Source organism: Streptomyces sp. NPDC001922 (genome assembly GCF_042891165.1).
GTDB lineage: Bacteria > Actinomycetota > Actinomycetes > Streptomycetales > Streptomycetaceae > Streptomyces.
Window position 1 is genome coordinate 263,627 of sequence record NZ_JBIASV010000012.1, and the last position, 13,599, is coordinate 277,225.

General features: G+C 73.6%; 11 protein-coding genes. 3 read left to right on the forward strand and 8 right to left on the reverse strand.

Annotation, left to right across the window (positions count from 1 at the left end; translation table 11 throughout):
- The first annotated feature begins 174 nt into the window (after nt 1-174).
- Genes ACFYYR_RS23585 through ACFYYR_RS23595 form a run of 3 tightly spaced genes read left to right on the forward strand, consistent with a single transcriptional unit; the run spans nt 175 to nt 4,906 of the window.
- Nucleotides 175-1,326: an MFS transporter gene (locus tag ACFYYR_RS23585; protein ID WP_388856975.1), complete on the forward strand. Its 1,152-nt coding sequence runs from the start codon at nt 175-177 to the stop codon at nt 1,324-1,326.
- Between the two features lie 60 nt (nt 1,327-1,386).
- Nucleotides 1,387-2,223, forward strand: coding sequence for a PhzF family phenazine biosynthesis protein (locus tag ACFYYR_RS23590; RefSeq protein ID WP_388856861.1), 837 nt, complete (start codon nt 1,387-1,389; stop codon nt 2,221-2,223).
- 37 nt (nt 2,224-2,260) lie between these two features.
- A complete protein-coding gene (locus ACFYYR_RS23595) occupies nt 2,261-4,906 on the forward strand; it encodes a LuxR C-terminal-related transcriptional regulator (protein ID WP_388856864.1) in 2,646 nt (881 codons plus the stop codon).
- Nucleotides 4,907-4,947: 41 nt separating this feature from the next.
- Here the strand turns inward: ACFYYR_RS23595 and ACFYYR_RS23600 are convergent, their stop codons facing one another.
- The 8 genes from ACFYYR_RS23600 to ACFYYR_RS23635 all read right to left on the reverse strand — a co-directional run bounded on the left by ACFYYR_RS23600 (nt 4,948) and on the right by ACFYYR_RS23635 (nt 13,376).
- Nucleotides 4,948-6,195: a 3-deoxy-7-phosphoheptulonate synthase gene (locus ACFYYR_RS23600; protein WP_388856867.1), complete on the reverse strand. Its 1,248-nt coding sequence runs from the start codon at nt 6,193-6,195 to the stop codon at nt 4,948-4,950.
- Nucleotides 6,192-8,147 carry a chorismate-binding protein gene (locus ACFYYR_RS23605; RefSeq protein WP_388856870.1) on the reverse strand — a complete coding sequence of 652 codons (1,956 nt, stop codon included), beginning with the start codon at nt 8,145-8,147 and terminating at the stop codon, nt 6,192-6,194. The genes ACFYYR_RS23600 and ACFYYR_RS23605 overlap by 4 nt, the downstream gene beginning before the upstream one ends.
- Entirely contained in the window at nt 8,144-8,773 is a 630-nt protein-coding gene (locus ACFYYR_RS23610; protein ID WP_388856978.1) for an isochorismatase family protein, read from the reverse strand. Before ACFYYR_RS23610 ends, ACFYYR_RS23605 begins: the two co-directional genes overlap by 4 nt.
- A gap of 94 nt (nt 8,774-8,867) precedes the next feature.
- A complete protein-coding gene (locus ACFYYR_RS23615) occupies nt 8,868-9,128 on the reverse strand; it encodes a phosphopantetheine-binding protein (protein WP_388856873.1) in 261 nt (86 codons plus the stop codon).
- 40 nt (nt 9,129-9,168) lie between these two features.
- Nucleotides 9,169-10,833 carry a (2,3-dihydroxybenzoyl)adenylate synthase gene (locus ACFYYR_RS23620; protein ID WP_388856876.1) on the reverse strand — a complete coding sequence of 555 codons (1,665 nt, stop codon included), beginning with the start codon at nt 10,831-10,833 and terminating at the stop codon, nt 9,169-9,171.
- Nucleotides 10,833-11,909, reverse strand: a complete 1,077-nt coding sequence (locus ACFYYR_RS23625) for a ketoacyl-ACP synthase III family protein (protein ID WP_388856879.1) — start codon at nt 11,907-11,909, stop codon at nt 10,833-10,835. Before ACFYYR_RS23625 ends, ACFYYR_RS23620 begins: the two co-directional genes overlap by 1 nt.
- Nucleotides 11,910-11,961: 52 nt before the next feature.
- Nucleotides 11,962-12,147: a 4-oxalocrotonate tautomerase family protein gene (locus ACFYYR_RS23630; RefSeq protein ID WP_388856882.1), complete on the reverse strand. Its 186-nt coding sequence runs from the start codon at nt 12,145-12,147 to the stop codon at nt 11,962-11,964.
- Nucleotides 12,129-13,376, reverse strand: coding sequence for a DegT/DnrJ/EryC1/StrS family aminotransferase (locus ACFYYR_RS23635; RefSeq protein ID WP_388856885.1), 1,248 nt, complete (start codon nt 13,374-13,376; stop codon nt 12,129-12,131). The genes ACFYYR_RS23630 and ACFYYR_RS23635 overlap by 19 nt, the downstream gene beginning before the upstream one ends.
- Nucleotides 13,377-13,599: the final 223 nt, after the last annotated feature.

Below are 13,599 nucleotides of genomic sequence, written 5' to 3' on the forward strand. Positions count from 1 at the left end.
ACGCCGCCCCCGGGGGGGCCGCCCCCCCGCGCCCCGGGGGCGGGCGGGGGGGGGGGGCCCCCCCGGGCGCCGCGGCGGGGGCCCCCCCGGGGGGCGGGGGGGGCCCCCCCCCCCGGGGGGGGGGCCCCCCCCCCCCCCCCCCCCGCCCCGGTCCTCGGCCGCACCGTCCTGCCGATCTGCTTCGCCGTCCTCGTCTTCGACGGCTACGACCTGATCGTCTACGGCGCGGTGCTGCCCGAACTCCTGCGGTACGGGCCCTGGGACCTGCAGCCCGCCGAGGCCGGCACCATCGGCTCGTACGCCGCCGCCGGCATGCTCGTCGGTGCCCTGGGCGCGGGCTTCCTCACCGGTCGTCTCGGGCACCGGCGCATTCTGCTCACCGGCGTGGCCTGGTTCTCCCTCGCCATGACCGGCTGCGCCCTGGCCACCTCCGCGGGGATGTTCGGCCTGTTCCGCGTGGCCGGAGGCATCGGGCTCGGGGCGGTCATGCCCACGGCCGTCGCCCTGACCGCCGCATACTCCGATCCCCGCCACCGCGGCCGCAGCAACGCCCTGATGTTCTCGGGCTATTCGGTCGGCGGCATCCTCGCCGCCTCGCTCGCCGTGGTTCTCCTGCCGGAACTCGGCTTCCGCGCCCTGTTCTGGGCCGGTGCCGCACCCCTGCTGTTCCTGCCGGTGCTCGCCCGGCATCTGCCCCCCGACGACATCCCGCGCACCCGGCCCGTGCCCCGCGGAGCGGGCCCGTTCCGGGAACTGCTGCGCCCTCCGCACCGGGGCCCGGCCCTGCTCTTCGCCGTGGTCAGCTTCTTCGGGCTGCTGCTCGTCTACGGCCTCAACGCCTGGCTGCCGCAGATCATGAAGAGTGCCGGCCATCCGCTGACCGACTCCCTGCTCTTCCTGGTCGTCCTCAACGGCGGCGCGATCGCCGGAACCCTGGTCTTCGCGCCCCTGGGCGACCGGGCCGGCATGCGGCGCGTGGTCGCCCTCGCCTTCGGACTCGCCGCCGTCTCCATCCTTCTCCTCTCCGTCGCGCGCGCCGTACCCGTGCTCCACGCCCTGACCGCTGTCGCGGGCTTCGGCACCGTCGGCACCCAGGTCCTGGTCAACGGCCATGTCGCCGCCCACTTCCCCGCCCCGGTGCGCACCGCCGCCCTGAGCTGGAGCCTCGGTGTGGGGAGGCTCGGCGCGATCGCGGGGCCGGCCTTCGGCGGGCTGATCGCCTCGTCCGGTGCCGCCGCCGAGTGGAACTTCTACGCCTTCGCCGTCCCGGCGGCGCTCGCCGCCGGCCTCGTGGCCCTGCTGCCCGCAGGCGGCTCCACCCCCTGACACACCGCGGCCCCGAGCCGCCCCGACGAACGTCCACACCGACCGATGGGATGCCCCGACATGTATCAGTACCTTGTGGCCGATGCCTTCACCAGCACTCCCCTGGAGGGCAACCCGGTCGCCGTGTTCCTCGACGTGGACGGCCTCACCCCCGATCTGATGCAGCGCATCGCCCGGGAGATGAACCTCTCCGAGACCACGTTCGTCCTGCCGCCGACGGGCGACGCCGACGCGCGGATCCGCATCTTCACCCCGGTGAACGAACTCCCCTTCGCCGGCCACCCCCTGCTCGGCACCGCCCAGGTCCTCGCCGAGCAGTGGAAGGCCGACCGGCTCCTGCTGGAGACCGCGATGGGCGACATCCCCGTCGAGGTGGAGCGCGACGGCGACGACGTCACTCTGATCCGCATGGCACAGCCCATCCCCGACTGGCAGCCGTACGAGAACGCCGACGAACTCCTCGACGCCCTGGGGCTCGACGCCTCCACGCTGCCCGTGGAGATCTACCGCAACGGCCCCCGCCACGTCCTGGTCGGTCTGGAGAGCGTCGAGGCCCTGGCGGCCCTGAGCCCCGACCACCGGGCGCTGTCCGCCTTTCCCGACATGGCGGCCAACTGCTTCGCCGGCAGCGGCAGGCACTGGCGCAGCCGCATGTTCTCGCCCGCCTACGGCGTGGTCGAGGACGCCGCCACGGGCTCCGCGTCCGGGCCGCTCGCCATCCACCTCGCCCGGCACGGGCTGATCGAGGACGGTACCGAGATCGAGGTCGTCCAGGGGGCCTGGATGGGGCGGCCTTCCACCATGTACGCCAGGGCCGTTCGTGAAGGCCACCGGGTGACCACCGTCGAGATGAGCGGCAGTGCGGTCACCGTTGCCCGCGGGACCCTGCTCGTCTGACGCCCGGGGCCGCCGGGGGAAGGAAACCTACACAGAGATGCTGCGGCGCAATGCCTTGGCCCTCCCTTGGGGCACAGCCGCCCGGGGACGCGAACTCGACCACATCCGCCAGGCGCTCGCGACCGCCGGTGGAATCCTGCTCACCGGTGAATGGGGGGTGGGAAAGAGCAGGCTGCTCCAGGCCGCCCTCGAGCAGGCCGCGGCCGAGGGCGCCCACACGATCGGAGTCAGCGGAGCGATCCCCACCGGTTCCGCCGGATCGCTCGCGGACTGCCTGGAACACCTGGTCACCGGCGGCGCCGACCGGTCGGCGCCACCCCTGCTCCTCGGCCTCGACGACGCCCATCTCGTCGACCCCGCCGCTGCCGCGTCCCTCTACGCCCTGGTACGCGGCGGCCGGGTGCGGCTGGTGGCCGCCGCGCTCGCCGGGGTCGCCCTGGCGCCCGCCATGAGCATGCTCTGGGTCGAGCGGCTGGTCGAGCGGCTGGACGTGCCGCACTTCGCGCGCTCCGACGCCGTCAAGGTGCTGCAGGACCGGCTCGGGGGGCAGCTCTCCGCCGACTGCCTGGAGCGTCTGTGGTCGGCGACCCGCGGCAACGCCCTGCTGCTGCGCGAACTCACCGACGCCGGACTCGCCAGGGGAAGCCTGCGCGAGGAGGACGGGATCTGGCACTGGCGGGGAGAACTGCCCGTCGACCCCGCCGGGCGGCTCGGCGGTCTGGTCCAGTTCCGGTTGGCGGGGCTGCGGCCGGACGAGTGCGAACTCCTCCAGCTCGTGGCGCTCGCCGAGTCCCTGGAGGCCGAGATCGCCACCGCGGCCGGACTCGGCGCCGCCGCCGAGTCCCTCAACCGCAGCGGCCTCGTGGTCACCGAACGCTCCGGCCGACGGCTGCGGCTCCGGCTGGTCTATCCGCTCTACTGCGCCGCCGTGGTGCGCGCCATGCCGGAACTCACCGGCCGCCGGCTGCGGCGCCGGCTCGCCGACGCCATCGAGGACACCGGGATGCACCGCCACGACGACGTCCCCCGGGTGGTCGCCCTCCGGCTCGCCGCGGGGCAGACCCCCGGCGCCGGACACCTGCTGACAGCCGCCGAAGCGGCCCTGCGGCTCCACGACTTCGACCGGGCCGAGGAGCTGGCACGCCTCGCCCTTCCCCCGGCCGGCTCCGACGAGGCCGCGACCCGCGCCCGGCTCGTCCTCGGCCAGGCTCTCGAAGGCCAGGGCAGGCACCCCGAGGCGGAACGCGTCCTGTCCGGGGTCCGCGGACCGGACCCGGCCAGGACGGGTGAGCTCATCGCGGTGCGGGCCGTCAACATGGCCTACGGCCTCGGCAGGCTGTCCGAGGCGATCGCTGTCGTCGACGGCGTCCTGAAGGAGGCCGACGCCCCCGACCGGGTGCCGCTGACCGCCGCCCGCAGTCTGCTCGGGCTGCTCGACGACCGGCTCGCCGACGTCGCCGCGGCACCCGCCGGCCTCGACCCCGCCGTCTCCCCGCTCACCGGCCTCGTCACCGGCCCGGCCGCCTTCGCACGGATCGAACTCGGCGACCCCGAGGGCGCGTTGACCGAGGTGCGGGGCCCGGGAGCCGGCGCCCACCACCGGTTCGTCGGCGCCGCCGTCCCCTGGCTGGACGCCTACGCCGCCCTGCACACCGCCGGAGTGGCGGAGGCCGCCGCCCGGCTCGGGGCCATGCGCTGGTGGGACGAGGGCGACCCGCGGGAACGCGTACGGATCGCGCTGCTGCGCGCCCGGCTGCACCGCGTGTCCGGGAACCGGTCCGCGGCCGTCGACGAACTGCGCCGCGCCGGTGCCCTGGAGGCTCCGCCGGACTGGCTCACGGCCCATCCCTGGTCGCTGGCCCAGCTCGCGGCCGCTCTCGCCGAGGCGGGCGAGCACGCCGAGGCCGTCCGGACCCTCGTCGAGGTGCGGACCGCGCAGGAGCGGACCGTCTGCTATCCGCTGGCTCGCGACGGCGCCGCGCTGGAGGCCGCCCTGGTCTCCGCTCACGTGGGAGACCGGGTCCAGGCGATCCGTCAGGCCACGGCGGTCGCCGCCACCGCGGGCGGGGCAGGACGCTGGGCCCAGGCGACCGCCGCCCTCCATCTCGCCGCCCGGCTCGGCGCCGCCAGCCAGGCCGCCGCACTGCTGCCGGACGACGCCGGCGTCAGCGGCACGACGGCCCTCCGGGCGCGGCAGGTCCGGGCGCTCGCGCGCTGGGACGGCGACGCACTGGACCGCATCGCCGAAACATGGGCAGGGCTGGGCTTCGTCCCGCTGGCCGCGGAGACGGCCGCCCAGAGCGCCCGCGCCCATCAGGCGGTCGGCAACCACCGCCGGAGCCGGGTCGCCCGTGCGGTGTCGCGCGAACACGTCGCGGCCTTCGGCGGGACACTGCCGCCGTGGGTGAAGGGCGAGGACATCCGGTCCCCCGACGCCTTCGGCTCGCTGACCGTGCGGGAGCGGGAGGTGTCCGCCCTCGTCGCGGCCGGGCTGACCAACCAGGAGGTCGCCGACCGGCTCTCCGTGTCGGTGCGCACGGTCGAGAACCATCTGCACCGGACGTACGGGAAGCTGGGCATCACCGCCCGTTCCGAGCTCGCCGGACGGCTCGACCCACGGCTCGCTCCCCGCGACCGGGGCCGCCGGGACGCGTGCGCCGCCCCGGCGGGCCGTCCTCGGTAGCGGCCCGACCGGGGAACGGCCGCCCGGGCCGCCGCGCGGGGTCATGCGGCCGCGAGGTCCGCGGTCTCCAGGGCCACTTCCAGGGACTGGCTCCGGTTCAGCCGCGGATCGCATGCGGACTCGTACCGGGAGGGCAGGTCGCCCGGCGCGATCCCGGCGCTGCCGCCCACGCACTCGGTGACCTCCTCGCCCGTCATCTCGAGGTGGATGCCGCCGGCATGGGTGCCCAGCGCACGGTGCACGTCGAAGAAGCCGGCGATCTCGTCGACCACGTCCGCCACCCTCCGGGTCTTGTGACCGGAGGGTGCGGTGAAGGTGTTGCCGTGCATCGGGTCGCACACCCAGCCGGCCACCGACCCCGAGGCAGTGACCCGGTCCACCAGCTCCGGCAGCACCTCGCGGACCTGGTCCGCGCCCATCCTGGCCACGAACGTCAGCCGTCCCGGCTCCCGGTCCGGATCGAGCCGCCGTACCAGTTCCAGCGTCTCGTCCACCCCGGCCCGCGGCCCCAGCTTCACGGCCACCGGATTCCGGATTCCCGCCAGGTAGTCGATGTGCGCGCCGTCGGGGCGGCGGGTGCGCTCGCCCGCCCACAACAGGTGCCCGGAGCTCGCGTAGGAACCGCCGGAACGGGGATCGACGCGGGTCAGCGGCCGCTCGTAGTCGAGCAGCAGGGCCTCGTGGGAGACGAACAGCTCCCGTGGCCGCCGGGCGCCGCCGGGCAGTTCGCCGGGCGGCTCCCAGGCCGGGGCGAGGGCCCGGATGCTGTTGAGGGTGGCCGCCGAGGCGCCGTACACCCGCAGCATCCGGTACGGGTTGGGACTCCGCATCGCGGGTGAGAACTCCAGGCTGTTGACCGCGTCGCCCCGGTAGGCGGGCAGCACGACACCGCTGCGCTCCTCGGTCGGCAGCGAACGGGGCTTGGCGTACTGCCCGGCGATCCGCCCCACGGCGACCACCGGCAGACCGGTGCTCGCCGCGAGGGGCATCGCCATGGTGAAGAGGGTGTCGAGCTTCGCCGCCACGGCATCGGCGGTCAGCGCGTCGAACGACTCGGCGCAGTCGCCGCCCTGGAGCAGAAACGCCTCGCCCCGCGCCACCGCCGCCAGCCGGCTCTTCAGCCGGTCGCACTCGGCGGGCAGGACGAGCGGCAGATAGCCGGCGAGGCGTTCCGTGACGTCGCGCACGGCTTCGGCGTCCTGCCAGCCCGGCGGTTGTGCCACGGGGGGTGCGAGGGGGGCACCGACCGGCGGATGACCTGCCGGGGTGGTGATCAGGGGGGAACTCATGCGATGGCCTCATGCTCTCGGGGAGAGTCGGTGGACGGTGCCAGCACCGAGGTGACGAGCCGTTCGAGAATGGCGGTCCCGTTGGGCGTCATCACCGACGCGGGATGGAACTGGACGGAGGCGAAGCCCGTCCCGCGCAGCGCATGGACCTCGCCGCTGTCCGGATCGCGGCACACCCGTACCCGCCCCGGGCGGCACTCCGGCCCCGGCCACGAGTCGGCGGGGGACACCGCCGTGAAGGTGTTGTAGAAGTACACGTCCTCGCGCTGCCCGAACAGCTCGATGGTGCGCCGGACGCCCTGGTGGGGCACCTCCTTGCGGACCAGCCCGAGTCCGAGCAGCCCGCTGAGCACCTGGTGGCTCAGGCACACGGACAGGAACGGCACACCGGCGTCGAGCAACCGCCGGGTCTCCGCCCGCAGATGGCCGATCCTGGGGTGGGCGTGGTCGCGGGGGTCGCCGGGCCCGGGGCCCATGACGACGAGGTCCTGCCCGTCGACGGTGTACGGCTCGTCGAACCGCCGTACCGTCACCTCCAGGCCGAGGGCCCGCAACAGGGTGTGCCCCATGGCGGTGAAGGTGTCCTCGGCGTCGACGAGCAGCGCCCGGCGGCCCAGCAGGTGCGGCGCGTGCAGCGAACGCCCGGAGGGGGAGGACTGCCAGAAGTCCGCCAGCGGATCGTTCCGCTTCCGCAGCGCGCGGGTCACCCGCGGGTCCGCGGCCAGCCTGGTGCCGGGGCCGGCGGCCGCCCTCGCCGTGCCCGCCGGCCCGTGCAGCGCGGAGAGCAGCCCGGCGGCCTTGGCCCTGGTCTCCGCGGCCTCGGCCCGCGGATCGGAATCGCGCACCAGCGTGGCCCCCACCGCCAGCCGGAGCCGTCCGGCGTCGTCGATGTCGGCGGTACGGATCAGAATGGCCGAGTCCAGGTGCCGGTCGCCGTGGGAGTCGCGGCCGATCAGCGCGGCCACGCCCGCGTAGTAGCCGCGGCCCTCCGGCTCATGAGCGCTGATGACCCGGCAGGCGCTCTCCAGCGGGCTGCCGGTGACGGTGGGGGCGAAGAGGGTCTCGCGCAGCACGTCCCGCACGTCCCGGTCGCTGCGGCCCTCGATGAAGTACTCGGTGTGCGCCAGATGGCTCATCTCGCGCAGCGCGGGCCCGATGACGCGGCCGCCCTCGGGGCAGATGCGGCTCATCATCTTGAGTTCCTCGTCGAGCACCATGTAGAGCTCGTTGGACTCCTTGCCGTCCCCCAGGAAGTCCAGCACGGCGCTCGGCGTGGGGCCGGTGGCCGCGTAGCGGAACGTCCCGCTGATCGGGTTCATCACCGCCGTGCCCCGGTCCACGGTGATGTGGCGCTCCGGGCTGGCTCCGACGAAGGTGCGCCCGGCGACCCGGATCAGGAAGGTCCAGTACGCCCCGGAGGTGCCGCTCAGCAGCCGCCGGTAGAGGGCCAGCGCGGCCCGTGGCGACCAGTCGGGGAGCTGGGCGGTGAAGGTGCGCTTGAGGACGAAGTTGGCGCCGGCCCCGGAGCCGATCTCCTCGTCGACGATCCGCCGCACCAGGCCGGCGTAGCTGTCGTCGTCGAGGTCGAAGGAGCCGTCCCGTACCTCCAGAACGGTGTCGTCGATCCTGTCGAGGAGCTCGGGCACCGGCAGCACGTCCTGCTCGCCGACGGCCATGACGAGCAGCGGCTCGCCGTCGTCAGGGCAGGCGTAGCCGCGCTCGGCGATCTGCCGGTACGGCAGCAGCACCAGGTGCTCGTGGCTCCCGGGGCGGCCCCCCTCGGACAGGGGAAGATCCGCCAGGGTGGCGGCCTCGGAGACCTCGCCCACGAGCACGTCCACCACCGAGCCGTCACCGGCCTCGGGCCGGTGCAGCAGGGCGAAGGCGGGCGGCGGGTCCTCACCCGTGAGCCGCCCGAGCAGGCCGGCCGCCGGCCGCGCGGCGGCGGTCACCGGAGCGCTCCCGTGCCGACGGCGCCGAACGCCGACAGCACGGTCCGCGCCGGTACCACCATCGAGCAGCGGGCCGCCGCGTAGTCGAGCGCCATGCGATGGTCGGCCTCCGAGAAGTCCGCGACCGCGTCGGCGACCAGAAAGGACTGGATGTCGTTGGCCAGCGCCTCGGCCGCGGTCTGCAACACGCCGACATGGGCGTAGATGCCGCACAGCACCAGCTGGTCGCGGCCCTGTGCGCGCATGAGATCCAGCAGCCCGGTACGGAAGAACGCACTGGGGCGCCACTTGGTGAGCACGGTGTCCCCGTCGGCCGGGCCGAACCGCTCGGGCACCCCGCGGTGTTCGGGGGCGGAGGTCATGCCGGGACCCCAGAAGTCCTTGAGCAGCCCGCGCTGTTCCTCGGTCATGTCACCGGGCTGTGCCGTGTAGACCACCGGCACGCCCCCCTCGGCGGCGGCCCGCCGCAGCTCGGTCACCCGGTCCTCCAGCTGCTGCCGGGGCGGCTCGCCGGCCGGCAGGAAGCCGAGGAAGTAGTGCTGCATGTCGTGGATCAGCAGCACCGCACGGCCGGGGTCGACCGTCCAGCCGGCCCGGTTCGGCGGCAGACCGGGGGCCGCCGGCATGGGGTAGGGGCGTATCTCGGGTATCGCGGAGCTCGCCAAGGTGTGACTCCTTTCGGGTCCGTACGGCAGGCGGGGCCGGAACCGGCTCGGCGCCTCAGGAGGCGGACGGCTCGTCCGCGACGAGCGAGCCGATGTGCCGCGCCCAGCCACTGACGGTGGGATCGGCGACCAAGGTCTCGAACTTCGCGGGGATGCCGCCGCGGCGCCAACGGCCGCTGAGCCGCATCACATCGAGCGATGTCAGACCGAGGCGCACCAGGTTGGCGTCGTCGGGGATGTCGGCGGCCGCCGCGCCGAGCAGTGCGGCGACCGCCTCGCGGATCTCGTCGACCGAGCAGGGCACGTCGGTGTCCATGAGGGCCTTTCCGTTTCTGGTCTTCCGGGCTTGGGAGGGATCATTCGCCGGCCGGGGCCGCCACCGCGGGGGAGGGCAGCAGGCCGGCGGCGGCAGGAGCGGCTTCGCCACGGGCGAGGGCGGCGAGCACCTTCTTGTCCGTCTTGCCGAGCCCGGTCAGCGGCAGCTCGGTGAGGATCTCCAGACGGTCGGGCAGTTTGTACGCGGCGAGTCCCCGGTCCTCCAGGGCCGCCTTGATCTCCGGCAGCGACGGGGCCTTCCCCGCCGGGACGACGAAGGCGCAGGTGCGCTCGCCGAGGAAATCGTCCGGGCAGGGCACCACGGCCGCGCGGGCGACGGACCCGAGGGTGAGCAGATGTCCCTCCACCTCGGCGGCGGACACCTTGTCCCCGCCCCGGATGATGACCTCCTTGATCCGTCCCTCGATGACGAGGTTCCCCTCCGGGGTCAGCCGGGCCAGGTCACCGCTGCGGTAGAAGCCGTCGCCGGTGAAGGCCCGGCTGTTGTGCTCGGCAGCACGGTAGTAGCCGCGCAGGGTGTAGGGGCCGCGCGCGAGGAGTTCCCCGACCGTGCCGGCCGGCACCTCGCGGTCCTGCTCGTCGACGATGCGGATCTCGTCCGCCGGGGAGACCCGGCTGCCCTGGGTGGTGAGCACCGTGTCGGCGGGGTCCTCCGGGCGGGTGAAGGTGAGCAGCCCCTCGGCCATGCCGAAGACCTGCTGGAGCCTGCAGCCGAAGGAGGGCTCCACGCGAGCGGCCGTCTCCGGGTACAGCTTGGCGCTGCCGACCTGGAGGAAACGCAGGCTGCTCAGGTCGTCCCCCAGCCACTCCCGGCCCTCCAGCCACAGCTGGAGGATGCTGGGGACGACCGAGGTGAAGGTGACGCCCTCCCGCTCGATCAGCGGGAAGCACAGCTCCGGTGTGGGGTCCGGGGCCATGACCACGGTGCCGCCCGCGCCCAGCACGCCGACCACACCCGGGCAGCCCCAGGTGAAGTTGAACTCGACGGGCAGGACGGCGAGATAGACGTCGTCACCGTCGACCGGGCACGCCTCGCGGGCCGCCCGCACCTGGTACGCGTAGTCGTCGTGGGTGCGCGGGATCAGCTTCGGCAGCGCCGTCGTACCGCCGGACAGCAGGAAGAACGCCACATCGGACGGGTCGGGCGCCGGCAGCTCGACGGGCTCGGCGTCGACCTCGTCGAGCGGGACGGCGCCCCCCTCGGCGTCCTTCCCCAGCACGAACAGGTGCTCCAGACCGGGCACTTCGCCGCGCACCCGGTGGGCCAGTGCGAGATGGTCGAAGCCGTGGTGGCTCTCGGGGAAGACGTAGCCGACCGCGCCGGACAGCTCGCACAGATGGCGGATCTCCTGGACGCGGTGGGCCGGCAGGGCGAAGACGGGCTTGGCGCCGAGCCGGAAGAGCGCGAAGCAGAGCACCACGAAGTCCGGCCCGTTGGGGAGCTGGACCACGATCCGGTCACCGGACCGGATGCCGCGCGCGTGCAGCCCCGCGGCGGTTCGCCGGGTCAGCAGGTCGAGTTCGTCGTAGCCGATCCGCCGGTCGCCGCAGACGACAGCGGGCTTGGCGCCGTGGGTGCGCACCGCGGTGTCGAGCAGGTCCACCAGGCTCTCGCCCCGCCAGAGTCCTTCGGCCCGGTACCGCTCGGCCACGTCGGCCGGCCACGGGGTGAAACCGTCGAGCATCAGTGATCTCCTCGGGAATCGGTTGCGGGGGAGGCCCCGGGGCCGTCGCCGGGCCGCGCGGTGATCTCCAGCAGGGCGCAGGCCGCCTCCATGCCGGTGGTGAAGCCGAGCACCAGCACCTGGTCGCCGGGGACCACCTCGCCGGTGCTCCACAGGTGTTCCAGGCCGATGGCGAAGTCGGAGACACTGGCGTGCCCGATCCTGCGGTTGAGGTCCCAGGTGCCGTGGGAGACGTCGAGACCCAGCGGGTCCAGCAGGAAGACCCCCAGCGGGTCCTGGTTGAAGCCGTTGTGCACCACCCGCGCGATGCGGTCCAGCGAGGTGCCGGCGGCGTCCAGGGTGCGCTCGACCGTGGCGGCGATGAGCTCGCCGAAGTCGGCGAGCGGGATCGAGCCGCCCTCGGCCCACCGCTCGCGCCAGCTCTCCAGCCGCCCTTCGAAGTCCATGACCCGCCGGACGGGCTCCTGAGGCGGGAACAGCGGATCGTCGCCGCGGTGCATGGCCTCCATGCCCGGCTGGGAGACGAAGTCCATCGCGAGCAGCCGTGCGAAGCCGCCGCGCCGGGACACCACCAGGGACGAGCCGGAGTCCGCGAGCACGAACATCGACGAGGACGTCCAGCGGTCCACCAGCGGTGTGCTGAAGTTGTCGGCCGCCGTCAGCAGCATCGCCGCGTCCGGCTCACCGCCCGCCGCGAGCCGCAGCGCCGCCGATTCCAGGGCGGCCAGCAGGCCCAGACAGCCGTGCTGCACGTGGAAGGCGGAGACCGGCCTGTTCAGAGTGTGCCCCAGGACGTAATGCGCCGGTGACCAGCCCTCCGGGCCCTGGTAGTACGAGTTGCTGTGCAGCAGGCCGCGGAAGTCGTCCGCGGTGTGGCCGGAGCGCTCGATGGCGGTCCGTGCGGCGTGCGCAGCCATGTCGACCGCCGGCAGGACGTCCTCGACCGCCACGGCCTCCAGGCCGGAGGCCTCCCGGGCCTCCTTCGTGTACCAGCCCTCCTCGACCGCGTGCTCGGTCGTGACGGTGCGCGGAAGGTAGGTGCCCACTCCCGCGAGATAGGTGTCCTCGAACTTCATCCCGTTTCCCTTTCCTCGCCCCGCGGATGCCTGCCGTCCGGCGTCGCGGCGGTCATGCGCCGGGCTTTCCCGCGATGCCCCACAGCTCGCGGGGCACCCCCTTGAGTACGACCCAGGTGTGCTCGCGGATGCTCTCGCCGTAGACGGAGACGGCCGCTTCGGTGAGGCGGGCGATCAACTCGCCCCGGGTGTTCTCGTCGAGCCGGTCCTCGTAGATCGTCACGTCGATGAGAGGCATGACAGTCCTTTCACTGCGGCACGCAGAGCGGCGTCGAGTGCCGAAACCAGATGGTCCACTTGGTCGTCGGAGAGCCCCGGCTGGCAGGGCAGGTTGATCTGCCGGCCGAACCAGAGCTCCTCCGCGACCGGGCACTGGCCGATGCCGTGTCCCCGTGCGCGCCACTCGGGGAGCAGGTGCAGCGGCAGGTAGCGGAGCTGGACCTCCACGCCCCGCTCGTCCAGGCCGCGGATCACGGACTCACGGACTTCGGGCGGCCCGTCCACGAAGAAGGTGTGCAGGTGCTGGGCGTGCTCGATGCCGTGCCGGGGCCGCTGGGTCCGGGTGTGCGGATGGCGCTCGATGGTCTCGTCGAGACGCGCCGCGATCGAGCGGCGCCGGGCCACCAGCTCGTCGAGCCGGCCCATCTGGGCCAGGCCCACGGCCGCTGCCGCCTCCGACAGCGTGGCGTTCGTGCCCGGCCTGCGGACGGCGGAGCACACCATCTCGTACGCCGGCGAGGCGTACTTCATCCAGGGCAGCAGCTCCCGGCCGAGCTGGAGGCCGTGCGGCGGCGCCGGGGCGAAGTCCCCGTCGACCTCGTTCGACCGCAGCCGGTCGATGCGCCGGGCCCAGTCGTCGCGATCGAGCGTGATCATGCCGCCCTCGCCGAGCGTGGTGATGTTCTTCGACGAGTGGAAGCTGAAGCAGCCGATGTCGCCCAGGGAGCCGGGACGACGTCCGTCGTAGACCGCGCCGAGCGCGTGGGCGCAGTCCTCGATCACCACGATGCCACGCTCGCGGGTCAGCGCCAGGATCTCGTCCATCTCGGCGGTCCAGCCGCCGTAGTGGACCAGCAGCACCGCACGGGTGCGGTCGTTGATCAGGGACTTGAGGACCCCCGGGTCCATGTTCAGGGAGTCGGGGTCGACGTCGCAGAAGCGGACCGTGGCCGGCAGTCCCAGCAGCGGCTGGGCGGTGGCCTGGAACGTCTGCGGGGTGACGACGACCTCGTCGCCCTCCTTCAGGTCGAGCAGATGGATGGCGAGCTCCAGGGCCACCGTGCCACTGGTCACGGACAGGGCGTGGCGGGTCCCTATGTGCTCCCGGAACCGCTGCTCGAAACGGTCTCTGAAGGAGCCCGTCGACAGTGAGCCGCTCGAGGCGATCAGCTGTCCGAGTGCCTGGCTCTCGGCGCCGCCGAGGATGCTGCCACGGCTCGCGTACGGGACGGCAAAGCTTCCGCGCATGACGGATCCTCCGGCGTTCGGGTCGGGGTCGGCTGCCGCGTCCCCAGCGACAGCGCATGCCGAGCAAACAAGCAGACCGGAAGTGCCCGCGGCAATGGCGGCGAGCCTTTCCTGACCCGCTGCTGACAGCCTGACGCAGTGCCGGGTCATTTTCTTGACGGACACCGCCGGACTCGCTTTGTGTTGAGCCGCCACCCGAACGTCGCCCCCTCCAGGAGGCCCC